Origin of the sequence: Paraburkholderia sp. GAS33, assembly GCF_050436645.1 — a bacterium.
Taxonomy (GTDB): domain Bacteria; phylum Pseudomonadota; class Gammaproteobacteria; order Burkholderiales; family Burkholderiaceae; genus Paraburkholderia; species Paraburkholderia phenazinium_B.
Genome location: NZ_JBNDMP010000004.1, coordinates 322,288 through 344,060, shown reverse-complemented (window position 1 = coordinate 344,060; position 21,773 = coordinate 322,288). Strand labels below are relative to the sequence as shown.

Here is a 21,773-nt window from a genome sequence, read left to right as displayed (position 1 = left end):
CCGCGTTCAGCGCGTCCGGCGTTCTGTCGATCATCGGGGAGACGCATCGTGGCAGTCGAATTCATCGGCATGATCCAGACTCGCAAGGTCTCGGAAACGCACGCGCCGCAAGGCCCGTCAATAGATACCGCTTACGTGGAGCAGTTCGCACGGGCCCACGAGAACGCCGGCTTCGACCGCATCCTCGTTCCGCATCACTCGACCAGCCCCGACGCGCTGCTGACCGTCGCGCAGGCCGCGAGCGTGACAAGTCGCGTGCATTTCATGCTCGCTCACCGGCCCGGTTTTGTGGCGCCGACGCTAGCCGCGCGTCAGCTCGCGACGCTCGATCATTACTCGGGCGGCCGCCTTGCCGTGCACATCATCTCCGGCGGCGACGACGCCGAGCAACGCCGCGACGGCGATTACCTGTCGCACGACGAGCGCTACGCACGCACCGACGAGTACGTGTCGATCCTGCGCCGCATCTGGACCTCGGATACGCCGTTCGATCACGAGGGCAAGTACTACCGCTTCGAGCGCGGTTTCTCCGAAGTGAAGCCGGTGCAGCAACCGCATATTCCGGTGTATTTCGGCGGGGCCTCGGCACCCGCGCTTGAAATCGCCGGCCGGCATGCCGACGTCTACGCGCTGTGGGGCGAATCGAAGGCGCAGGTGCGCGAGCAGGTCACGCGGGTGCGCGCGGAAGCCGCGAAGCATGGCCGCACGGTGCGCTTCTCGGTGTCGTTCCGGCCGATTCTCGCGGATACCGAAGCCGCGGCATGGGAACGCGCTGAGCATATTCTCGAAGAGACCAAGCGGTTGCGTGCCGCCCAGGGCCTGGGCGTAGGCGGCCCCGCGCAGAGCGAAGGTGCCCGCCGCTTGCTGGCGGCTTCAGGCGAGGCGGATCGAGTCGACGAGCGCTTGTGGACCGCGATCGCCAAGGAAATCGGCGGCCGTTCGAATTCGACGGCTCTGGTCGGCACACCGGAGCAGGTGGCCGACACGTTCGCGGAGTACTATGCGTTGGGTGTGACCACCTTCCTGATCCGCGGCTTCGACCCGCTTGAAGATGCGATCGACTATGGCCGCGCGCTGATTCCCGCCACGCGCGAGCGCATTGCTCGCAGCGAACGCGTGGCAGCCTGAACGGAGGAACAATGACCGATCTATCTCTGCCTGCTGTTCCCGCTACAGAAACGTCGACGTTGCAACGTCATGCGCCGCTGCGCAAATTCTGGTTCGATGAAGTGCCGCCGCGCGCGAGCGTCGCTGAGGAGCGCCGCTATCGGCAAGAGCGGCTCGCCGTCGCATTTCGCATTTTCGCGCGCTACGGTTTCGATCAAGGCCTTGCGGGTCACATCACGGCGCGCGATCCGGAATGGCCCGATCACTTCTGGGTCAATCCGTTCGGCAAGCATTTCAGCCGGATTCGCGTTTCCGACCTGCTGCTGGTGAATTCGCAAGGCGAGATCGTGGTGGGCGAGGGGCCCGTCAATCAGGCGGCTTTCGCGATTCATGCTGCGATTCATGAAGCACGGCCCGATGTAGTGGCCGCTGCGCACACGCACTCGCTGTATGGCAAGGCGTGGTCGACGCTCGGACGCACGCTCGATCCGCTCACGCAAGACTCGTGCTCGTTCTACCAGGACCACGCCCTGTTTGACGATTTTCGTGGGGTCGTGCTCGATACGGAAGAAGGGGCGCGCATTGCAACGGCGCTCGGCACGAATCGCGCGGTAATTCTGAAGAACCACGGCATCCTGACCGCGGGACCGACCGTCGAGGCAGCGGCGTGGTGGTACATCGCACTCGACAATGCGTGTCACGCGCAATTGCTCGCCGAGGCGGCCGGCAAGCCGCAACCCATCCCACACGACATTGCCACATTGACGCACGAACAGGTGGGGCGAGCGGGTGGCGCATTGTTTGCGTTCCAGAGCCTGCTGGAGGGTGTGGTCGCCAATGAGCCGGACGTGTTCGACTGAGGACAATCCGCTCAAGATGACAATGCCGTCTGCGCCGCCGGTATCGCTGCGGCGCAGCGGCCCCATCCCGCTGCGGATGTGCGTACACTAGACCAGGTCGTCGTCAACCCGATCTCGAACCAGAACAGAGCGTCGCGCGGACTCTGAAGGCCGCCAGCGCCGCCGCACCTTTTCTCGACCCTCATTTTTTCCATTACCTCATGAGCCAGATCTTGCGGCTTGACCGCTTGCGCACATTTGTCGAGCGGATCGCATCGTTACTCGACGATGCTCTCCCCGAAGCCAGTCTGCTGGAAGCGGGCGGCGCCGCGCTGCGTGAACTGGTTGCGCACGACGACTGGTTGCCCGACGCGTACGCGCGTCCAAACCCCGAGCGCTATCAGCAATTCCTTCTGCACGCGGATGCTCGTCAGCGCTTCTCTGTGGTGAGTTTTGTCTGGGGGCCAGGACAGGCCACGCCGGTTCACGACCACACCGTTTGGGGCCTGATTGGTGTCTTGCGTGGTGCGGAAATCGCGCAGCCATATTGTCGCGACGAAAGCGGCACGGTGATTGCTTCTGATGGGGCAAGGTGGCTCGAAACTGGTGCCGTCGATGCGGTCTCGCCGCGCATTGGCGACATTCATCGGGTTAGCAATGCATACGACGACCGCGTGTCGGTCAGCATTCACGTTTATGGTGCAAATATCGGGGCGGTGTCGCGCTCGGTTTACCCCGGGGAGGGTGGCCGCAAGACATTTATCTCCGGTTATTCCAACGACGTGTTGCCGAATATCTGGAATGTATCGAAGGAGATCGCAATCTCATGACCATTGAGACTGAATTCCGTAGCCGTTCATTCGAAGACGTGCGCCGCGCATTACTCGAGCGCCGCGAAATCGCATTGCTCGACGTACGCGAGGAAGATCCGCATGCACGCAGCCATCCGCTGTTCGCCGCCAATCTTCCGCTATCGAAACTTGAACTGGACGCGCCGTTGCGGTTGCCACGCCGCAGCGTGCCAATCGTGGTGTTCGACGATGGCGAAGGGCTCGCGGTGCGCGCGGCGCGCCGTTTCGTTGAACTGGGTTACACCGATGTCACATTGCTGGCCGGCGGTTTGCGCGGTTGGGCCGACGCAGGTGGCGAACTGTTCCAGGACGTCAACTCGGCGAGCAAGGCCTTTGGCGAACTGGTGGAAAGCGAACGGCATACCCCGTCGCTCGAAGCGCCGCAATTGCAGGAACTGCTCGACAGCGACGCCGACGTGGTCGTGCTCGACGCGCGCCGCTTCGACGAGTATCAGACCATGAACATTCCCGGCAGCATCAGCGTGCCGGGTGCCGAACTGGTGCTGCGCGCGCGGCAACTCGCGCCGAACCCGTCGACGCAGATCGTTGTCAACTGCGCGGGACGCACGCGCAGCATCATTGGTGCGCAATCGCTGATCAATGCGGGCGTGCCCAATCCCATTGCGGCGTTACGTAACGGCACGATCGGCTGGACGCTCGCCGGGCAAACGCTGGCACACGGCAGCACGAAGCGCTTCGATCCGGTCACCGTCGATTCGGTGCGGGTCGCTGCAGCGGCCTCGGCGCGCGCAGTGGCCGATCGCGCTGAAGTGGGCCGCACTTCGCGCGACGAAGCGCGTCGCTGGGCAGAGGAAGCCGTGCGCACGATCTATCGTTTCGACGTGCGTTCGCCGCAGGAGTACCAGGCGAGCCATGTGCCCGGATTTCGCAGCGCGCCTGGCGGGCAGCTTGTGCAGGAGACCGATATGTTCGCGCCGGTGCGCGGTGCCCGCGTGATTCTCGCGGACAGCGACGGCGTGCGCGCAAACATGACGGCCTCGTGGCTCGCGCAGATGAATGTCGAGGTGTACGTGGTCGATGGTCTGACGCCGGCCGATTTCACGGAAGAGGGCGCAGCGCCGGTCGCGCGCAACGCGGTGACGCCACCTGTTGCCGACGAGATTTCGCCGACGGACCTTGCGATACTGCTGCGTGCGCCCGGCACCGTCGTGCTGGATTTCACGGCGAGCGCGAACTATGTGGCGCGGCATATTCCCGGCGCGTGGTTTGCGTTGCGCGGACAACTGGCGGATGCGCTGCCCAACTTGCCGGAAGCGCAACGCTATGTGGCGACCTGCGGGACCAGTGCGCTCGCACGCTTCGCTGCGCCGGAACTGGCCGAATTGACGGGCAAGCCGGTGCAGGTGCTGACGGGTGGGACGACGGCGTGGATCGCGGCGGGTCTGCCGCTCGAGAGCGGCGAGACGCATCTCGCGTCACCGCGCATCGATCGTTATCGTCGTCCTTACGAGGGCACGGATAACGCGCACGAAGCGATGCAGGCCTATCTGGACTGGGAGTACGGACTGGTCGCGCAACTGGCGCGCGATGGCACACATGGGTTTCACGTGATCTGAGCGGTAGCCCTTGCTGTTTTGAGGGTCGCGCAAGCCGGTCCAACGCGCACTGCATGCCGAAGCAGGCATGCGCGCGCGTTGGTTTGTCTTGTCCTCAGGCTGCCTGAGATTGCAGCCGTGCCGCCTTGAATTGCCGCTCGACGGCGGCGCCGAAACGCTCCACGGGCTGCTGCAGCTTGCCGAGCACGCGCGGATGCACGAGCCAGATATCGATCAGCGGCTTGAAGTCGCTCACGGTCACCACGTCCAGAGCGGCTGCGTAACGGCTCGTCTGTAGCAAGGGCAGCGGCACGAGCCCCAAGCCGTTGCCGTCGGCGACGAGCTGCAATTGCAGTTCGGTGCCGAGCGTCTCCATGTTCAGCTTCAGCGTGAGACCGAGACCGGTTAAGGCACGCTGCAGACCTTCGCGAAACCCACAGCCATCCGGATTCAGCACCCAGCCGATCGCCTGACATTCCGCCAGCGTATGCGCGCGTTTTTTCAGCGTGCCATGCGGCGCCACGACGGCGAGTTTGACGCGTCCCAGCGAGCGCGCGGCGAGCGACTCGGCGAACGTCTTGTTGGCCGGGAGCAACATTGCCGCGGCATCGAGTTCGCCGGCTTCCACCCGTTGCAGCAACTGACTCCCCCAGCCGCTCGAGGCACGCGCCTGTAACTCGGGGTAGGCCGTGCGTAGTTCGCGCATGGCATCGGGCAACGCGATATCGGCGATCGTCTGCGCGACACCCAGGCGCAGTGCGCCGACCGGCGGCGAATCGTTCGCGACCAACCCGCGCAACACGTCCAGTTCGCGCTGGATGACGCGGCATTGTTCGTAGACGACGCGTCCGGTTGCAGTGGCCTTCAGCGGACGCGTATTGCGATCGAGCAGTTCGATGCCCAACGCTTCCTCGAAGTTTTGCAGCCGGCGCGTGATGGCGGGTTGCGTGAGGCCGAGTGTCTGCGCGGCCTGCTGCAGCGACTGGGCGCGGATGACGGCGACATAGGCGTCGATATCGTCGATCTTCATGTTGAGCGATGAGGTAAGAGAGCAAGCAAATCGTGCGTTCGATGATACCTGCAATGAGGCCGGTTCACGCTGCCGCGCGTAGCAAGATCCGCATATTTGCTTAGAAGAATAATGCGTTTGTCTTATACAAGTACGTGCCGTATCTTCGTTGCTGACTAGTCCGTAGCGAACGATATGACGACAACACGTTTTCTCTCCCGTGGGTTTTTCACGCCTCTTGCGTTTGTTGCGGAGATGGCCTCGCCGCGTCTTCGTGACGCGGTGGCAACAGCATTTGCAAAAGCGTTTGTACTGGCAGCGTTGGCATTGACCTCAGCGGGTCTGACCACATGGCCTGACATGGCGTGTGCCGCCGATCTGCCCGTGCTGAAAGTCGGCGACCAGTCGCTGCAAACACGCGGCATTCTCGAAGCGTCGGGACAACTGAAGGATCTGCCGTACCAGATCGAATGGTTCAACTTTCCTGCTGCACAGCCACTCGGTGAGGCACTGAACGCGGGTGCCGTGGATGTGGGCGGCCTCGGCGACGCGCCGCTGGTGTTCGCGCTTGCAGCGGGCGCCCAGGTGCGCGCGGTGGCCGCGACGCGCTCGCATCCAGTCGATCTCGCGATCGTCGTCGGCGCGCATTCGCCGCTCACCGATGTGACGAGCCTGAAGGGCAAGCGTATCGCCACGACGCGCGGCTCGATCGGTCACTTCCTCGTGCTCGCGGCCCTGAAAAAGGCCAATATTCCGCTTTCCGATGTCACGCTGGTCTTCCTCGCGCCAGCTGATGCAAAGGCGGCGCTTGCATCGGGCAGCGTGGATGCCTGGTCCGTGTGGGATCCATACACGGCGCTGAGCGAGTCCCGCGATCACGACCGTATTCTGGTCAATGGCGTCGGCCTGTCGGAAGGGCTGAGTTACCAGGTTGCGACCGAACGCGCCATCGCCGATAAACGTGCGGTGCTAGCGGACTTCTTGCGGCGCGTGGCGCTTGGCCAGCAGTGGGCGCTGTCGCATCCCGAGGAGGTCGCAGCGATGCAGTCGCGCGTGACTGGCTTGCCGCCCGACGTGCTGAAAACCGTCTATCAACGCGGTCAGGTGCATCCGGTCGCGATTGACGACGGTGTGATCGCGGCGCAGCAGCGTACCGCCGACACCTACACAGCCGCCAGCGTCATTCCCGCGCGCCTCGATGTCAAAGCGAGCTTCGACCGCAGTTTTCCTGTGCCTTAAACTTGTGAACTGCCGCCCCCGAGTCCTTAAGTATCCTTAAGTGTCCTTGAGCCGTCAGCAGGCCTGAACATAACCACGGCCGCCACAGCGCGGCCGCGCCGGAGTTGCGATGAACGCCCCCGAGTTCGAACCCACCGCCGCGCACGCCGCGGCGCGACGCCATCCGCCGCTTGATAGCGACGTGTTCGATGCCTTGCTTGAGCAATTGACCGGCGAGTTCGCGGCAAGCGCCGCAGACTACGACCGTAGCGGCGATTTTCCCCATGCCAATCTGGCGCGCCTGCATCAGCACGATCTGCTGTCGCTGACGGTGCCGGCCGATCTCGGTGGTGCGGGCGCCAGCCTGCCGCAAGCACTGAAGGTAGTGCGTGCGGTGGCGCGTGGCGAGCCATCCACGGCGCTCGTGCTGGTCATGCAGTATCTGTTTCATCATCGCTTGCAGGGCAACCAGAACTGGCCGCGTGAGTTGCGTCAGCAGGTCGCCCGCGAAGCCGTTCGCGACGGCGCGCTGATCAATTCATTGCGGGTCGAGCCCGAACTCGGCACGCCGGCTCGCGGCGGTCTGCCCGGCACGCTCGCTGCGCGTAGCGGCGAGGGCTGGATTATCAACGGCAGCAAGATCTATTCGACCGGCAGCCCCGGCCTGACGTGGCTGGCGGTGTGGGCGCGCAGCGACGAAACACCGCCGCGTGTCGGCGTGTGGCTCGTGCGACGCGACACGCCGGGCGTGCGGGTCGGTGCGCTGTGGAATCATCTCGGCATGCGCGCGACGGGTAGCCATGAAATCGTCTTCGACAACGTCTTCGTGCCGGCGGAGCATGCCGTCGACGTCCAGTTGCCCGGCGCGCCGGGTGCCGGACTGGACGCGCTTGGCATGGCGTGGATGAGCGTGTTGCTGTCGGCGGTGTACGACGGGGTGGCGCGTGCTGCGCGCGACTGGTTCGTGCATTGGGCGACGACTCGCGCGCCCGCCAATCTCGGCGCGCCGCTCGCGAGTCTCGCGTCGTTTCAGCAAACGCTTGGCCGCATCGATGCGCTGCTGTTCAGCAACCGCGTGCTGCTCGATGCGACGGCGCACATCGAGCGGGTGGCGCTCGACGAGGCACCGCTCGTCAAATACACGGTGACGAATCAGGCGATCGAAGCGGTGCAACTGGCCGTGGAGGCGAGCGGCAATCCGGGCTTGAGCCGTGATAATCCGCTCGAACGTCACTACCGCGATGTGCTGTGCGCACGCATCCACACGCCGCAAAATGACTCGGTGTTGCAGGGTGTCGGACGGGCAGGATTTGCGGTGGGCTAGTCAGCGTCTATTCATCAGAAGATTCAGTGTAAACGCTGGCTCGCACAATCAATTTAATGCGTCTAAATTATCGCCACCTGGGCAAAATAGTCGAGGGACCAGACGGCCGTGTGCAGCGGTCTGTCACGGGCGAAAGCGTAGGGTCAGCGGCCATCTGCGGCTGATTGCTTCGTTCAGCCGGACCGCTGCGTGTCGTCTTGGGTCTCTCTTCATCCCATCTGTAGCCCGGTCATCCCGCGGCGAGTCTCCCTCCGTTTGTGCATGCCTTCGTGGCGCGTGGATAAGCTCCGCCGCGTGGCACTTTCAGTGGTCCATCCATTCCCCGTCCCTTGTTCCGTTGAGTCTCGCCGGTAGCAGGCGCGACGCGCTGCGCTGCATCGTCACCGCGCTGCTGTCCTGCCGGTGAGGCTGCCCGCTCGCCCGCCTCGCTGCGTCCGCGGGTGAGCTTTTGCTATCCTGTCGTTAAACCTTCACATAACGGACCGTATCCCCACTTCCCAGATGGCATCGAACTACCGATTGCTCACCGTCGCCGTGCTGGCCGCTTCGCTCGCGCTGGCGGGTTGCGACGACCAACAGGGCCAACGTGCTGTGCAAAAACTCAAGGAACTGTTCAACGCCATCAAGCCGGACGCGCTGTTGCTCAAGGGCCTCACGCCCGGCGTGACGACTGAGGCGGAAATTCGCAACCAGATGGGCAAGCCGGAAACCGAACGCACGTTTACCGACGGTTCGAAGCGCCTCGAATATCCGCGCGGCCCGCAGGGGCTCAACACCTATATGGTCGACATCGACCGTGACGGCAAGCTGCAAGCCATTACCCAGGTGCTGACCGCGGCCAACTTCGCGAAGATCCAGCCCGGCATGACCGAGGACGAAGTACGCCGTCTGCTCGGCAAACCGGGCCAGGTGGCGGTGTTTCCGCTCAAGCCCGAGACCGTCTGGAGCTGGAAGTGGCGCGAGGGCGGCGTGACGGAAGAGGGTTTCTTCAACGTGCACTTCGATGCGTTTCACAAGGTCTATACGACATCGCGTTCCGACGTGATACGTGGACGATAGGACGACAAGGAGAAAACATGCTGCGGCGACGTGCTCACTCGCGCATTGGTCTCGTGCTCGGCGGTGGCGCTGCGCGGGGCTGGGCGCATATCGGCGCCATCCGCGCGCTGCATGACGCGGGCATCAAGCCGGACGTCGTGTGCGGCACCTCGATCGGCGCGCTGGTCGCGGCGGTTTATGCGAACGGCGATCTCGACTGGCTGGAGGATTGGGTGTCGCGTCTGACCTGGCAGACGGTGCTGCGCCTGCTCGACCTGCGCATTTCCGGTGGCCTGCTGGGTGGACGCAAGGTGATCCAGGTGTTCGCCAACCGGTTCAACGGACGTGAGATCAGCCAGTTGCAGATGCCTTTTGCCGCGGTGGCGACTGAACTCGACTCGGGCCGCGAAACATGGTTGCAGGACGGCAGTGTGGTGGATGCAGTGCGAGCGTCGATCGCAATTCCGGGTATTTTCACGCCGGTGTGGCATAACGGCGTGTGGCTCGTGGATGGCGGACTGAGCAATCCCGTGCCGGTGTCGGTGGCGCGGGGCATGCGTGCCGATTGCGTGATCGCGGTGGATCTGAACAACGACATTCTCAATGGCCGCGACTTCGGCGGCCTCACGGCTGCAGCCTCACCGGTGATCGATCCGACCGCGCCGCCGCCCGGTTCGTTGCGCAAGAATGGCAAGCCGTGGCCGCGCTGGCTCGCGCCTTCGGAGGACGAGGTGGCAGCCGACGTGCGCGTCGCGCCCGAGCCGAGCGCCCGGGTGCCGTCGATGCTGAGTTCGGTCGCGCAGAGCATCGACATCATGCAGGTGCGGATCACGCGCAGCCGTCTGGCGGGAGAGCCCGCCGACATCCTGATTCAGCCGCGCCTGGGCGGCATGGGCATTTTCGATTTTCACCGCGCGGCGCCGGCAATTGCCGAAGGGCGCGCGGCGGTCGAGCATATGCTGCCGGCGATTCGCGCCCGGCTGGGGATTGAGTGATCAGACGCCGCCGAGATTCTTCGAGGCAATGACCCGGCAGATCCGCTTGCCCGAGCTTTCGCTCGTCACGTCTTCGAATAGCAGAATCGCGCAGTCGATGAGCGCGTCCACGACCACTTTGGGCTCGAAGGCGGCGTACAGCCGCCCGTCGGGCTGACGTGTGTCCTCGCCTTCGGTGACGCGCCATGACAGATACAGCACACCGTTCGGTCGCAAGAGGCGCCTGAGATTATCCACGGCGAGAGGAATCGATTCGGCCGGCAAATGCATGATCACCGTCTCGCAGACGATATTGTCGAAACGTTCCTCGATCTCCTCGAGCGCCGGCAGGGTGGCCTCGCGAAACTCGATCTCCGGATGCAGACGGCGCGCTTCGGCAAGCAGGCCTGGCGATGCGTCGAAGCCAGTGACCTCGTAGCCGTGCTCGGCCAGCCATCCCGCATCGCGGCCGTTGCCGCAGCCGATCTCGGCGGTCGTGCCTTGCGGCACCAGATGCGTTTCCAGCAATGCGTAGAGGTCGTTCGGAGGCGGCTGGTCCAGCCATTCCTGGCTGTAACGGGCGGCGTCCTTCGTGTAGGCATCGAGCGTCGTGGAGTCGAAACGGGCAGTCATGCTCGAAGTCCTCGGGGGAGTTGTGCGGGCGGGGATATACACCCCAGGCAACCGCAGTGTAGCGGGGTTTGCCCTGATCGTGACTGCAAGTCGCGCCCAGGCCTGCGCCGCGCCGTCTATCGAAAAAGCGACCCGAAACTTGCTAAATCGCCACGCGTGCACCCGTGGTCCAACGTGCTTGCCAACACCTATCGCCCGCTAAAACAGGCGTTTTGCGCCGTCACCACGCTGAATCGTCCAATGTTGCGTCGCAACACGGCAGCGGCGGCCTGTTTGAGCAAATCTTTTTCGCTTGCGAGTATCCGCGCCATGCCTGAATCCTGAACCCCCGACATCTGGATGGAGACAAACGTGTTCCTTTACGGCTTTGGTCCGGTGCTCCTCGCCGGTACGATCCAGACGATCGAACTGTCGGTCCTGTCGCTCGCGGCGGCGGTCCTGCTCGGGCTGGCCGGTGCGGCGGCGAAACTCTCGTTCAACCGGCCGCTGCGTGCGCTCGGCACGGCTTATACGACGCTGATCCGTTCGGTGCCCGATCTCGTGCTGATGTTGCTGCTGTTCTACAGCATCCAGATCGCGGTCAACGACCTGACCGACGCATTGAATCTGCCGCAGTTCGACATCAACCCGTTCGTGGCGGGCGTCATCACGCTGGGCTTCATCTACGGCGCGTACTTCACCGAAACCTTCCGCGGCGCGTTCCTCGCAGTCCCGCGCGGCCAGCTCGAAGCGGGCGCGGCCTACGGCATGAGCGGGGCGCGCGTGTTCACGCGCATTCTGTTTCCGCAGATGATGCGTTTCGCGCTGCCAGGCATTGGCAACAACTGGCAGGTGCTGGTGAAGGCGACCGCGCTGGTATCGATCATCGGTCTCGCGGACGTCGTCAAGGCCGCCCAGGACGCCGGCAAGAGCACCTTCAACATGTTCTTCTTCATTCTGATCGCCGCGCTGATCTACCTTGCCATCACCACGGTGTCGAATCTCGTGCTGATCTGGCTGGAGAAGCGTTATTCGATTGGCGTGCGGCACGCCGAGCTCTGAGAGAAAAGACACGATGATCGAAATCCTTTCCCAATTCGGCCGCGCTTTTCTTTACTGGGACGGTCAGCGTCTCTCCGGCCTTGCGGTGACCTTGTGGCTGCTGGTGGCGTCGATCGGTATTGGGTTTGTGTGCTCAATCCCGCTGGCGGTGGCGCGCGTGTCGAAAAAGCGCTGGCTGTCTACGCCGGTGCGCGTCTACACCTATGTGTTTCGCGGCACGCCCTTGTATGTGCAGTTGCTGCTGATCTACACGGGCATGTACAGCCTCGAGTTCGTGCGCTCGCATCAACTGCTCGACGCGTTCTTCCGCAGCGGTTTCCATTGCGCTATTCTCGCGTTCGCGTTGAACACCTGTGCCTATACGACGGAGATTTTCGCCGGCGCGATCCGTTCGACCTCGCACGGCGAAGTGGAAGCGGCCCGCGCCTACGGCATGAGCTGGTTCACCATGTACCGCCGCATCATCGTGCCGTCCGCGCTGCGCCGTGCGTTGCCGTTGTACAGTAACGAAGTGATCCTGATGCTGCATGCCACGACCGTGGCCTTCACCGCGACCGTGCCGGACATCCTCAAGGTGGCTCGCGACGCCAATTCGGCCACCTACGATTCGTTCAGCGCGTTCGGTATCGCGGCGCTGATCTATCTTGCGGTATCGTTCGCGCTGGTGGCGCTGTTCCGGCGCGCCGAGCGGCATTGGCTGGCGTATCTGGCGGTGCGGCCGCATTGAGCGGCATGATTTTGCCGCGGGTCACCGCGTCACCCCTGTTATATGTGTTCCATGACAGGTTCGAATTCACCTTGGGAGAGCGACTTGCTCCACACGACTCAGACTGAAGCCTGCAAGCTTGCCGTGCAGGACATCCACAAGCGCTACGGCGATAACGAAGTGCTCAAGGGCGTGTCGCTGAACGCCAACAAGGGCGACGTGATCAGCATCATCGGTGCGAGCGGGTCGGGCAAGAGCACGTTCCTGCGCTGCATCAACTTTCTGGAGCGGCCGAACGCCGGGCAAATCGTCGTGGATGGCGAGACGGTGCGTACCAGGGCCGATCGCGGTGGCAATCTGGAAGTGGCCGACCACAAGCAGTTGCAACGCATCCGCACGAAGCTCGCGATGGTGTTCCAGCACTTCAACTTGTGGGCGCACATGAACGTGATCGAGAACATCATCGAAGCGCCGGTTCACGTGCTTGGGCTGTCGCGTCGCGAAGCCGAGGAGCGCGCTCGCGAGTATCTGGAGAAAGTGGGTCTCGCGCCGCGGCTGGAAAAGCAGTATCCGTCGCATCTGTCCGGTGGCCAGCAGCAGCGAGTGGCGATTGCCCGCGCGCTGGCGATGAATCCCGATGTGATGCTGTTCGACGAACCGACGTCCGCGCTCGATCCGGAACTGGTCGGCGAGGTGCTAAAGGTCATGCAGAAGCTGGCCGAAGAAGGTCGCACGATGATCGTGGTCACGCACGAAATGGGTTTTGCGCGCAACGTGTCGAATCACGTGATGTTTCTGCACCAGGGACGCACGGAGGAAGAGGGCGTGCCCGCCGAGGTGCTCAGCGCGCCACGCAGCGAACGCCTGAAGCAGTTCCTCTCCGGCAGTCTCAAGTAACTTTCACCGCGCGTCATACATCACTTTGCCGATGGCTCGACCGTCCAGTCCGACCCGCACCACGCAAGTGGCAATCGTTGCATTGCCACCGGTGTCGATGTCGGGCGTCGGGCCGATTGTCGATGCTCTCAATCTCGCCAATGAGATCGATGGCCGCGCGTTATACCGCTGGCAGGTGTGTTCGTGGGACGGCCGTCCTGTGCCGCTCGCGGGCGGCGCGCAATGGCCGGCGGATGCAGCCTTTGGCGATGCCATCTCCTGCGACTGGCTGATCCTCGTCAGCGAGCGGTTTCAGCAGTTTGCCGATTACCGTCTGTTCCTCGCCAGTCTCTCGCGCGTCGGGCAACGCACGCCGCTCGTCACGGGCATCCATCATGGCGTGTGGTGGCTTGCCATGGCGGGGCAGTTGTCCGGTTATCGCGTGAGCGTCAACTGGGAAACCTATCAGCAGTTCTCCGAGCAGTTCGAACGCTCGATCGTCACCCAGCAGATCTTCGAAATCGACCGCGACCGCGCCACCTGTGCGGGCGGCCAGGCAACCGTGGATTTCATGCTGGCGATGATCGCGCGTGACCACGGTCCCGAACTCGCTGACCGCATTGCCGATACGCTCGGCGTCGGCGTGTTGCGCGCCGGTGAAGAGCGGCAACGCATTCCCTACGTGACGGCACCGGGCGAACGCCATCCGCGTCTGAACGATGCCCTGCTGCTGATGGAAGCGAATATCGAAGATCCGTTGACTAGCGATGAAATCGCGGGCCTCGTCGGCGTGTCGCGCAGGCAACTGGAGCGGCTGTTTCGCCAATACCTCGGCTCGATGCCGTCCAAATACTACCTGGGGCTGCGTCTGTCGAAGGCGCGTACGCAATTGCAGCGCACCAGCAAATCCGTCGTGCAGATCAGTCTCGCGTGCGGGTTTTCGTCGGCGGCGCACTTTTCGAACGCGTATCGCGAGCGTTTCGGCGTGACACCGCGCGAGGACCGTCGCAACTGGATCGAAAAGCAGACAAGTGCGACCGGCACGGCAACGAGCGAACCGCGGCCAGCCGCGTTGATCGAACGTCCTGATGATACGGCGCGTTAGTCATGGGCCATGCCGCCAACCCATGTAGCATGCGACGGCAACAAGCCCGACAGAACACGTCGCGTATGAGCAAGACGTTTCACACGCGGTTATCTACACTGAAGCTATTACCCGCTACCTGTAACGAGGATTTGCCATGAACGACCAGACTGTGACACGCCAGACTTTCGACGAAGTGATGGTGCCGGTGTTCTCTCCCGCCGCCTTCGTGCCGGACCGCGGTCTCGGGTCGCGCGTCTGGGATACGCAGGGCCGCGACTATATCGACTTCGCGGGCGGCATCGCCGTCACCGCGCTTGGCCACGCGCATCCGGAACTGCTGAAGGTGCTGAGCGAGCAGGGCAGCAAGCTTTGGCACATTGGTAACGGTTACACGAACGAACCGGTGCTACGCCTCGCCAAACGTCTCGAAGCGCTGACGTTCGCCGACCGCGCGTTCTTCGCCAATTCCGGCGCCGAAGCGAACGAAGCGGCGCTGAAGCTGGCGCGTCGCGTCGCTTTCGACCGTCACGGTATCGAGAAGGACGAAATCATTTCGTTCACGCAGTCATTCCATGGCCGCACGTTCTTTACGGTGAGCGTCGGCGGTCAGCCGAAGTATTCGGAAGGCTTTGGTCCCGTGCCGCAAGGTATCCGTCATCTGCCGTACAACGATATCGAAGCCGCACGCGAGGCGATCGGCGCAAAAACCTGTGCGGTGATCGTCGAGCCGATCCAGGGCGAAGGCGGCGTGATTCCGGCGGATCCGGCGTTTCTGAAAGCGTTGCGCGAGGCGTGCGATCAGTATGGCGCACTGCTGATTTTTGACGAGGTACAAACGGGTGTGGGCCGCAGCGGCACTTTCTACGCGTACGAGGACACCGGCGTGACGCCGGACATCCTGACCACGGCGAAGTCGCTCGGCAATGGCTTCCCGATTGGCGCGATGCTGACGACCAACGAACTCGCCGCACATTTCAAGGTGGGTGTGCATGGCACGACGTACGGCGGCAATCCACTCGGTGCGGCGATTGCGGACAAGGTGGTCGAACTGATCAGCGAGCCGAAGCTGCTCGACGGCGTGCGTTCGCGCAGCGAGACGCTCAAGGGGCATCTGGTGAAGCTCGACGAACGCTTCGGCATTTTCAAGGAAGTGCGCGGCAAGGGACTGTTGATCGGCGCGGAACTGAACGATGCCTTCAAGGGCCGCGCCAAAGACTTCGTGACGGCAGCGGGCCAGCATGGCGTGATCATGCTGATGGCGGGTCCCGATGTACTGCGTTTCGCGCCGTCGCTGATCGTGCCGCTCGACGACATGAGCGAAGGTTTTGCGCGTCTGGCAAAGGCAATAGAAGCAGTGATCGGCGCGACAGCTGAAGCGCCGGCCCGTTAATCTGGCGTCACACTCAACCAACGGAACGACGATGCTCTTCGTACGCCCCGGCCGCCTCGCCGATCTCGATGCGCTCGAACATATGGCGCGCACGGCTCAACCCGTGCTGCACTCGCTGCCGCATGACCGCCGTGCGCTCGAAGCACGCGTCGCGCTGTCCGAAGACTCGTTCCGTGCGGAAGTCGATTTTCCGGGCGAGGAGTTTTACCTGTTCGTGCTCGAAGATAGCGAGACCGGCAAGCTGCTGGGCACGGCGAGCATCGTTGCCGCCGCCGGTTACTCGGAGCCGTTCTACGCGTTTCGCAACGACGCGTTGATTCATGCGTCGCGTGAACTGCATGTGAATCGCAAGATTCACGCGCTGACGATGTCGCATGAGCTCACCGGCAAGAGCCGGCTGGCGGGCTTCTATATCGACCCGTCGCTGCGCGGCGACGCCGCCGCGCATCTGATGTCGCGCTCGCGGATGATGTATATCGCCGCCAATCGCAAGCGCTTCACCTCCGAGGTGTTTTCGCTGCTGCTGGGCGTGACGGATGACGACGGCGTGTCGCCATTCTGGGAAGCGGTGGGGCGCAAATTTTTCGGCCGTAACTTCGCGGACATCGAAATCGAATCCGGTGGCCGTAGCCGTACCTTTATCGCCGAAGTGATGCCGAGCTATCCGGTGTATGTGCCGCTGTTGCCGGAATCGGCGCAGCGTGTGCTCGGCGAGCCGGACGAAAAGGCGCTGCTCGCGTATGAGATTCACCTCGAGGAAGGCTTCGAAACGGATCGCTTCGTGGATATCTTCGATGCGGGTCCGGTGTTGACGGCTCAGATCGATCGCAGCGCCTGTGTCAGGCGCAATGAAATGAGGACAGTACGCGGAGCGGCAGCCGGCGAGCGTGGCACCACGTGGCTGATCGCCAGCAACCGCGCGGACGACTTCCGCTGCGTGCTGGCCGCTTTACCTGACGAGAAGGCAATGGGCGCGCCGCTGCCGCTAGCGGTGCGCGACGCGCTTGGCGTGCAGAACGGCGACCCGGTGCGCTGTGTAGCGCTGCATCAGCCGGCCGAAGAGCATCCCTACGAACTTTCGGGAGAAGCAGAATGATCGTCGTTCGCGTCGTGCAGACGGGCGATGTGGACGCGCTCGTCGCGCTCGCTCAGGAGACTGGCCCTGGTCTCACCACGTTCAAGCCTGACCGCGATGCACTCGAAGCGCGGGTGGCGCGTTCGCGCCGCACGATGGAAGACAAGGCCGCGCCGCATGAAGCCGGCTACTTCTTCGTGATGGAAGACACCGCCACCGGCGACGTGGCTGGCGTATGCGGCATCGAAAGTTCGGTCGGCCTGGAACAGCCGTTTTACAACTATCGTGTGAGCACGGTGGTGCATGCGAGCCAGGATCTGGGTATCTGGACGCGCATGCATGCGCTCAACATTTCGCACGACCTGACCGGCTACGCGGAAGTCTGCTCGTTGTTCCTGAGCCCACGTTACCGCACGAGCGGCGTGGGTGGCTTGCTGTCGCGCTCGCGCTTCATGTTTCTCGCGCAGTTCCGTGAGCGCTTTCCACAGCGTCTGTGCGCTGAATTGCGCGGCCATTTCGATGCGAACGGCACCTCGCCATTCTGGCGCGCGGTGGGCTCGCATTTCTACCAGATCGATTTCAACGCCGCGGACTATCTGAGCTCGCATGGCCGCAAGGCATTTCTCGCCGAGCTGATGCCGCGCTATCCGGTGTACGTCGAGCTGTTGCCGCAGGAGGCGCAGGACTGCGTCGGTCTCACGCATAACGACACGATTCCCGCGCGCCGGATGCTCGAATCCGAAGGGCTGCGTTACGAGAATCACGTCGATATTTTCGACGCGGGTCCGGTGCTCGAATGCCATATCGCCGACTTGCGAACGGTCCGCGAGAGTGTGGTGGTGCCGGTCGAAATCTTCGCGCTGGGGGCAACGCCCGCGCCGCAGGATGGGCCGAGGTCGCTGGTGTCGAATACTTCGCTCGGCGATTTCCGCGTCGGCGTTGCGGCAGGCGTGCCGAAGGACGGCGTGTTCCGTCTTGCCGCCGACGAAGCCGCGGCGCTCGACGTGAAGGCCGGCGACCCGGTACGGGTGCTGCCGCTGAAACATAAACAGGGATGATCATGACTGAGCTTTTCATCGACGGCGAATGGGCCGCCGGCAGAGGACACGTATTCACCTCGCGCAACCCCGGCACGGGTGCGACGGTGTGGGAAGGCCACAGCGCATCTGCTGAAGACGTGGACCTTGCAGTGCGCAGCGCGCGCGATGCGTTTGCAACGTGGTCGACGTTGAGTCTTGAAGATCGCTGCGGCATTGTGCGCCGTTTCGCTGCGCTGCTGACCGAGCGCAAGGAAGCGCTGGCCGAAGCGATTGGGCGTGAGACTGGCAAGCCGTTGTGGGAAGCACGTACCGAGGTGGCGTCGATGGCGGCCAAGGTCGAGATTTCGATTCAGGCGTACAACGAACGTACCGGCGAAAAGCGCACAGCGATGGCAGACGGCACTGCTGTGCTGCGGCATCGTCCGCATGGTGTGGTGGCAGTGTTCGGGCCGTATAACTTCCCGGGGCACTTGCCGAATGGGCATATCGTACCTGCGCTGATCGCTGGTAACGCGGTGGTGTTCAAGCCGTCCGAACTCGCGCCGGGTGTCGCCCGCGCGACTGTGGAAGTGTGGCGCGACGCCGGCTTGCCCGCGGGCGTGCTGAACCTCGTGCAGGGCGAGAAAGATACCGGTATCGCGCTGGCGAATCACCGGCAGATCGACGGGCTGTTCTTCACCGGCAGTTCGGACACGGGCACGCTGCTGCACAAGCAGTTTGGCGGCCGTCCGGAAATCGTGCTGGCGCTGGAGATGGGCGGCAACAATCCGCTCGTGATTGGACCGGTTGAGGATATCGACGCAGCAGTGCATCACACGATTCAGTCCGCTTTCCTGTCGGCCGGGCAGCGCTGCACTTGCGCACGTCGTATCCTCGTGCCGAATGACAGCTTCGGCGACCGCTTTATCGAGCGTCTTGCCGATGTGACTTCACGTATCACAGTGGGCGAATACAACGCCGAGCCGCAGCCGTTCATGGGCGCGGTAATCTCGGCGCGGGCGGCCGCACGCCTCGTCGGCGCGCAGGCGCATCTGCTCGAAGCCGGTGCCCGGTCCCTGTTGACGATGGAGCAACGCGACCCGCAACTCGGCTTCGTCACACCGGCCATTCTCGATGTGACGAACGTGCACGACCTGCCCGACGAAGAGCACTTCGGCCCGCTTGCGCAAATCATTCGCTATGCGAATTTCAATGACGCGATCGAGCGCGCCAACGATACGGCCTTCGGCTTGTCCGCAGGCCTTCTTGCCGACGACGAAACCCTGTGGACGCACTTCCAGCGCACGATCCGCGCCGGTATCGTCAACTGGAACCGGCCGACCAATGGTGCGTCGTCCGCGGCGCCGTTCGGTGGCACGGGACGCTCGGGCAACAACCGTCCGAGCGCGTATTACGCTGCCGACTACTGCGCCTATCCGATGGCCTCCGTCGAAAGCGCGCAACTGCAAATGCCCGCGAGTGTGTCGCCGGGCCTTCATTTCTGAGGATCGACGATGCAAGCCACTGAAGCCAATTTCGACGGCCTCGTCGGCCCGACGCACAACTACGCCGGGTTGTCGTTCGGCAATGTCGCGTCGCAGAACAACGAGAAGTCCGTCGCCAATCCGAAGGCCGCTGCAAAGCAGGGCCTGCGCAAGATGAAGCAGCTTGCTGAACTCGGTTTCCATCAAGGCGTGCTGCCGCCGCAAGAGCGGCCGTCGATGCGCCTGTTGCGCGAACTCGGCTTTTCCGGCGACGACGCGACAGTGATTGCACGTGTCGCGAAAGATGCGCCCGAGTTGCTGGCCGCAGCCAGTTCGGCATCGGCGATGTGGACAGCCAATGCTGCCACGGTGAGCCCATCGGCGGATACCGAAGACGGCCGCGTCCATTTCACGCCGGCCAATCTGTGTAGCAAACTGCATCGTGCAATCGAACACGAGTCGACGCGCCGCACGCTGCGCGCGATCTTCGCGGAGCGCGACCGGTTCGAAGTGCATGAAGCGCTGCCTGGCACGCCGGCACTCGGCGATGAAGGCGCGGCGAATCACACGCGCTTTTGTGCGGAATATGGCACACGTGGTGTCGAATTCTTCGTCTACGGCCGGAGCGAATATCGGCGTGGACCGGAGCCGAAGCGCTATCCGGCGCGTCAAACCTTCGAGGCGAGCCGCGCGGTTGCGCAGCGTCATGGGCTTGCGGAAGCGGCGACTGTCTATGCGCAGCAGAATCCCGACGTGATCGATGCTGGCGTGTTTCACAACGACGTGATTGCGGTCGGCAATCGCAACACGCTGTTCTGTCACGAACTGGCGTTTGTCGAGCAGCAAGCGGTGTACGACGAGCTGCGAGCGAAGCTTGGCAAGCTCAATGCGAAGTTCGACGTGATAGAGGTCCCGGACGCGCGGGTGGGTGTGAGCGATGCCGTGACGTCGTATCTGTTCAACAGCCAGTTGCTCACGCGCCCCGACGGCAAGCAGGTGCTGGTCGTGCCGCAGGAATGCCGCGAAAACCCACGGGTGGCCGAGTATCTGGATGGCTTGACCTCGCATGGTGGCCCGATCGACGATGTGCTGGTGTTCGACCTGCGCGAGAGTATGAAGAACGGCGGCGGCCCGGCTTGCCTGCGTTTGCGGGTGGTGTTGAGCGAGGCTGAACGCGCGGCGGTTACGCCCGGCGTGTGGATCACCGACACGCTGTTTGGCCGGCTCGATGCGTGGATCGAAAAGCACTATCGCGACCGCCTCGCGCCGACCGATCTGACCGATCCGAGCCTGCTGCTCGAATCGCGCACGGCGCTGGATGAGTTGACGCAGATTCTCGGGCTGGGTTCGTTGTATGACTTCCAGCGCTGAGCACGGCATGACACACGACCCGCGCAATGCGCTATTGAGTGATTTTCTTGCCTACACGTTAGCGGGCACGCAGCCGTCAGCGGGCGAAGCCAAGGGCGTGTGCGCAAATAGCGTGCGCTGGACGTGGCTTGACGAAGGCATCCTGCAATTCGAACCTGCTGAGGCTTCGGGCAAGCGAAGCGTGCTGGCCTCGGCCGGTGTGCACGGCGACGAGACTGCACCGATCGAACTGCTGTCGGGGGTGGTGCGCGATATCGCCGAAGGGCGGACCGCGCTGACGTGCCGTCTGCTGGTGATACTGGGCAACGTCGCCGCGATGCGCGCCGGCTGCCGTTACGTTGACGACGACCTGAATCGGCTCTTCAGCGGTCGGCATGCTCAGGTGCCGAATAGTCGCGAGGCGCCGCGTGCGATTGCACTGGAACGCGCAGCGACACAATTCTTCGCAGATGCCTCCGATGCACCAGGCGCCCGCTGGCACGTCGACATGCATACGGCGATTCGCGCGTCGGTCTTCGAGCAGTTTGCGCTGCTGCCGCACACCGGTGCGCCGCTCTCGCGGGCGATGTTCGAATGGTTGCGCGATGCATCCATTTCGGCGGTGCTGCTCCACACGACGAAGGGCAACACGTACTCGCATTTCACTGCGCAAGTGTGTGGTGCCGAAGCTTGCACGCTGGAACTCGGCAAGGTGCGGCCGTTCGGCCAGAACGACCTCGCGCGGTTCGCCGGCGCGGATAGGGCACTGCGTGATCTGCTGGCTGGCGTTGAAGACAACGCAAGCGAACCTTTGCCGCGCGTGTTCACGGTGATCGATCAGATCACGAAGCAAAGCGATGCGTTCGAATTGCTCGTCGCAGCGGATGTGCCGAACTTCACGCCATTCGAGCAGGGCACGCTGCTCGCGCGCGATGGCGATTATCGTTATGTGGTGCGTCATGCCGAAGAGCGCATCGTGTTTCCGAATCCCTCCGTGAAGCCGGGTTTGCGCGCCGGATTGCTGGTGATCGAGACGACCGGGGAGACGCTCGCGGCGCTTGCCTGAACAATCCGCCGTACTCCACGTAGCGGCGATGGACCCATCGCCGCATTCCCCACACCTTGTACAATCCCGCCCTCGCGGCCGGTCCGCCCTCGCGACCGGTTGCGATGCAAAATCACAACGGCCGCATTCG

The 21,773-nt window shown here is 63.3% G+C and carries 20 protein-coding genes; 18 read left to right on the top strand and 2 right to left on the bottom strand.

Annotation, left to right across the window (positions count from 1 at the left end):
- The first annotated feature begins 48 nt into the window (after positions 1–48).
- From P3T24_RS15145 to P3T24_RS15130, 4 genes are all read left to right on the top strand, one after another.
- Positions 49–1,128: an LLM class flavin-dependent oxidoreductase gene (locus tag P3T24_RS15145; protein ID WP_429407559.1), complete on the top strand. Its 1,080-nt coding sequence runs from the start codon at positions 49–51 to the stop codon at positions 1,126–1,128.
- Positions 1,129–1,139: 11 nt separating this feature from the next.
- Positions 1,140–1,967, top strand: a complete 828-nt coding sequence (locus P3T24_RS15140) for a class II aldolase/adducin family protein (RefSeq protein WP_429407557.1) — start codon at positions 1,140–1,142, stop codon at positions 1,965–1,967.
- Between the two features lie 200 nt (positions 1,968–2,167).
- A complete protein-coding gene (locus P3T24_RS15135; RefSeq protein ID WP_429435684.1) occupies positions 2,168–2,776 on the top strand; it encodes a cysteine dioxygenase in 609 nt (202 codons plus the stop codon).
- Positions 2,773–4,374, top strand: a complete 1,602-nt coding sequence (locus tag P3T24_RS15130) for a rhodanese-related sulfurtransferase (RefSeq protein ID WP_429435682.1) — start codon at positions 2,773–2,775, stop codon at positions 4,372–4,374. Before P3T24_RS15135 ends, P3T24_RS15130 begins: the two co-directional genes overlap by 4 nt.
- A gap of 94 nt (positions 4,375–4,468) precedes the next feature.
- On the opposite strand, the gene P3T24_RS15125 is transcribed toward P3T24_RS15130, so the two are convergent.
- On the bottom strand, positions 4,469–5,383 hold the full coding sequence (locus tag P3T24_RS15125; protein WP_429407554.1) for a LysR family transcriptional regulator: 915 nt from the start codon (positions 5,381–5,383) through the stop codon (positions 4,469–4,471).
- Positions 5,384–5,722: 339 nt separating this feature from the next.
- Here P3T24_RS15125 and P3T24_RS15120 point away from each other — a divergent pair, with 339 nt between their 5' ends.
- The 4 genes from P3T24_RS15120 (at position 5,723) to P3T24_RS15105 (ending at position 9,937) form a co-directional block, all read left to right on the top strand.
- The gene (locus tag P3T24_RS15120) at positions 5,723–6,601 is read left to right on the top strand and encodes an ABC transporter substrate-binding protein (RefSeq protein WP_429436160.1); all 879 of its coding nucleotides are present in this window, start codon (positions 5,723–5,725) and stop codon (positions 6,599–6,601) included.
- 109 nt (positions 6,602–6,710) lie between these two features.
- The gene (locus P3T24_RS15115; RefSeq protein ID WP_429435679.1) at positions 6,711–7,904 is read left to right on the top strand and encodes an acyl-CoA dehydrogenase family protein; all 1,194 of its coding nucleotides are present in this window, start codon (positions 6,711–6,713) and stop codon (positions 7,902–7,904) included.
- A 501-nt stretch (positions 7,905–8,405) separates the two neighbouring features.
- Complete coding sequence (bamE, locus tag P3T24_RS15110) at positions 8,406–8,963, top strand: outer membrane protein assembly factor BamE domain-containing protein (RefSeq protein WP_074265035.1); 558 nt, start codon at positions 8,406–8,408, stop codon at positions 8,961–8,963.
- A gap of 17 nt (positions 8,964–8,980) precedes the next feature.
- Positions 8,981–9,937, top strand: a complete 957-nt coding sequence (locus P3T24_RS15105) for a patatin-like phospholipase family protein (protein WP_074265034.1) — start codon at positions 8,981–8,983, stop codon at positions 9,935–9,937.
- Here P3T24_RS15105 and P3T24_RS15100 read toward each other — a convergent pair whose 3' ends face one another.
- Positions 9,938–10,549: a class I SAM-dependent methyltransferase gene (locus P3T24_RS15100; RefSeq protein ID WP_429435677.1), complete on the bottom strand. Its 612-nt coding sequence runs from the start codon at positions 10,547–10,549 to the stop codon at positions 9,938–9,940.
- 351 nt (positions 10,550–10,900) lie between these two features.
- Here P3T24_RS15100 and P3T24_RS15095 point away from each other — a divergent pair, with 351 nt between their 5' ends.
- The 10 genes from P3T24_RS15095 to astE all read left to right on the top strand — a co-directional run bounded on the left by P3T24_RS15095 (position 10,901) and on the right by astE (position 21,643).
- Positions 10,901–11,590, top strand: coding sequence for an ABC transporter permease (locus P3T24_RS15095; protein WP_429407898.1), 690 nt, complete (start codon positions 10,901–10,903; stop codon positions 11,588–11,590).
- Positions 11,591–11,603: 13 nt separating this feature from the next.
- Positions 11,604–12,317 (top strand): ABC transporter permease, encoded by a 714-nt coding sequence (locus P3T24_RS15090; protein WP_429435674.1) that lies wholly within the window; start codon positions 11,604–11,606, stop codon positions 12,315–12,317.
- Positions 12,318–12,368: 51 nt separating this feature from the next.
- Positions 12,369–13,193 carry an ABC transporter ATP-binding protein gene (locus P3T24_RS15085; protein WP_429435671.1) on the top strand — a complete coding sequence of 275 codons (825 nt, stop codon included), beginning with the start codon at positions 12,369–12,371 and terminating at the stop codon, positions 13,191–13,193.
- A 31-nt stretch (positions 13,194–13,224) separates the two neighbouring features.
- Positions 13,225–14,277 carry a GlxA family transcriptional regulator gene (locus tag P3T24_RS15080; protein WP_074265029.1) on the top strand — a complete coding sequence of 351 codons (1,053 nt, stop codon included), beginning with the start codon at positions 13,225–13,227 and terminating at the stop codon, positions 14,275–14,277.
- A gap of 136 nt (positions 14,278–14,413) precedes the next feature.
- Positions 14,414–15,649: an aspartate aminotransferase family protein gene (locus P3T24_RS15075; protein WP_429435668.1), complete on the top strand. Its 1,236-nt coding sequence runs from the start codon at positions 14,414–14,416 to the stop codon at positions 15,647–15,649.
- Between the two features lie 31 nt (positions 15,650–15,680).
- Entirely contained in the window at positions 15,681–16,745 is a 1,065-nt protein-coding gene (aruF, locus tag P3T24_RS15070) for an arginine/ornithine succinyltransferase subunit alpha (RefSeq protein ID WP_429435666.1), read from the top strand.
- Positions 16,742–17,782, top strand: coding sequence for an arginine N-succinyltransferase (astA, locus tag P3T24_RS15065; protein WP_429407547.1), 1,041 nt, complete (start codon positions 16,742–16,744; stop codon positions 17,780–17,782). Before aruF ends, astA begins: the two co-directional genes overlap by 4 nt.
- 2 nt (positions 17,783–17,784) lie before the next feature.
- On the top strand, positions 17,785–19,248 hold the full coding sequence (gene astD, locus P3T24_RS15060) for a succinylglutamate-semialdehyde dehydrogenase (RefSeq protein WP_429435663.1): 1,464 nt from the start codon (positions 17,785–17,787) through the stop codon (positions 19,246–19,248).
- 9 nt (positions 19,249–19,257) lie between these two features.
- A complete protein-coding gene (gene astB / locus P3T24_RS15055) occupies positions 19,258–20,598 on the top strand; it encodes an N-succinylarginine dihydrolase (protein WP_429435661.1) in 1,341 nt (446 codons plus the stop codon).
- Entirely contained in the window at positions 20,582–21,643 is a 1,062-nt protein-coding gene (gene astE, locus P3T24_RS15050; RefSeq protein ID WP_429435659.1) for a succinylglutamate desuccinylase, read from the top strand. The genes astB and astE overlap by 17 nt, the downstream gene beginning before the upstream one ends.
- The last annotated feature ends 130 nt before the right edge of the window (positions 21,644–21,773 follow it).

What these genes read in the sequence shown, in the direction of transcription:
- P3T24_RS15140 (WP_429407557.1), top strand. Translation starts at nt 1,140, where the DNA reads ATGACCGATCTATCTCTGCCTGCTGTTCCCGCTACAGAAACGTCGACG.
- P3T24_RS15135 (WP_429435684.1), top strand. Translation starts at nt 2,168, where the DNA reads ATGAGCCAGATCTTGCGGCTTGACCGCTTGCGCACATTTGTCGAGCGG.
- P3T24_RS15130 (WP_429435682.1), top strand. Translation starts at nt 2,773, where the DNA reads ATGACCATTGAGACTGAATTCCGTAGCCGTTCATTCGAAGACGTGCGC.
- P3T24_RS15125 (WP_429407554.1), bottom strand. Translation starts at nt 5,383, where the DNA reads ATGAAGATCGACGATATCGACGCCTATGTCGCCGTCATCCGCGCCCAG.
- P3T24_RS15120 (WP_429436160.1), top strand. Translation starts at nt 5,723, where the DNA reads ATGGCGTGTGCCGCCGATCTGCCCGTGCTGAAAGTCGGCGACCAGTCG.
- P3T24_RS15115 (WP_429435679.1), top strand. Translation starts at nt 6,711, where the DNA reads ATGAACGCCCCCGAGTTCGAACCCACCGCCGCGCACGCCGCGGCGCGA.
- bamE (WP_074265035.1), top strand. Translation starts at nt 8,406, where the DNA reads ATGGCATCGAACTACCGATTGCTCACCGTCGCCGTGCTGGCCGCTTCG.
- P3T24_RS15105 (WP_074265034.1), top strand. Translation starts at nt 8,981, where the DNA reads ATGCTGCGGCGACGTGCTCACTCGCGCATTGGTCTCGTGCTCGGCGGT.
- P3T24_RS15100 (WP_429435677.1), bottom strand. Translation starts at nt 10,549, where the DNA reads ATGACTGCCCGTTTCGACTCCACGACGCTCGATGCCTACACGAAGGAC.
- P3T24_RS15090 (WP_429435674.1), top strand. Translation starts at nt 11,604, where the DNA reads ATGATCGAAATCCTTTCCCAATTCGGCCGCGCTTTTCTTTACTGGGAC.
- P3T24_RS15085 (WP_429435671.1), top strand. Translation starts at nt 12,369, where the DNA reads ATGACAGGTTCGAATTCACCTTGGGAGAGCGACTTGCTCCACACGACT.
- P3T24_RS15080 (WP_074265029.1), top strand. Translation starts at nt 13,225, where the DNA reads ATGGCTCGACCGTCCAGTCCGACCCGCACCACGCAAGTGGCAATCGTT.
- P3T24_RS15075 (WP_429435668.1), top strand. Translation starts at nt 14,414, where the DNA reads ATGAACGACCAGACTGTGACACGCCAGACTTTCGACGAAGTGATGGTG.
- aruF (WP_429435666.1), top strand. Translation starts at nt 15,681, where the DNA reads ATGCTCTTCGTACGCCCCGGCCGCCTCGCCGATCTCGATGCGCTCGAA.
- astA (WP_429407547.1), top strand. Translation starts at nt 16,742, where the DNA reads ATGATCGTCGTTCGCGTCGTGCAGACGGGCGATGTGGACGCGCTCGTC.
- astD (WP_429435663.1), top strand. Translation starts at nt 17,785, where the DNA reads ATGACTGAGCTTTTCATCGACGGCGAATGGGCCGCCGGCAGAGGACAC.
- astB (WP_429435661.1), top strand. Translation starts at nt 19,258, where the DNA reads ATGCAAGCCACTGAAGCCAATTTCGACGGCCTCGTCGGCCCGACGCAC.
- astE (WP_429435659.1), top strand. Translation starts at nt 20,582, where the DNA reads ATGACTTCCAGCGCTGAGCACGGCATGACACACGACCCGCGCAATGCG.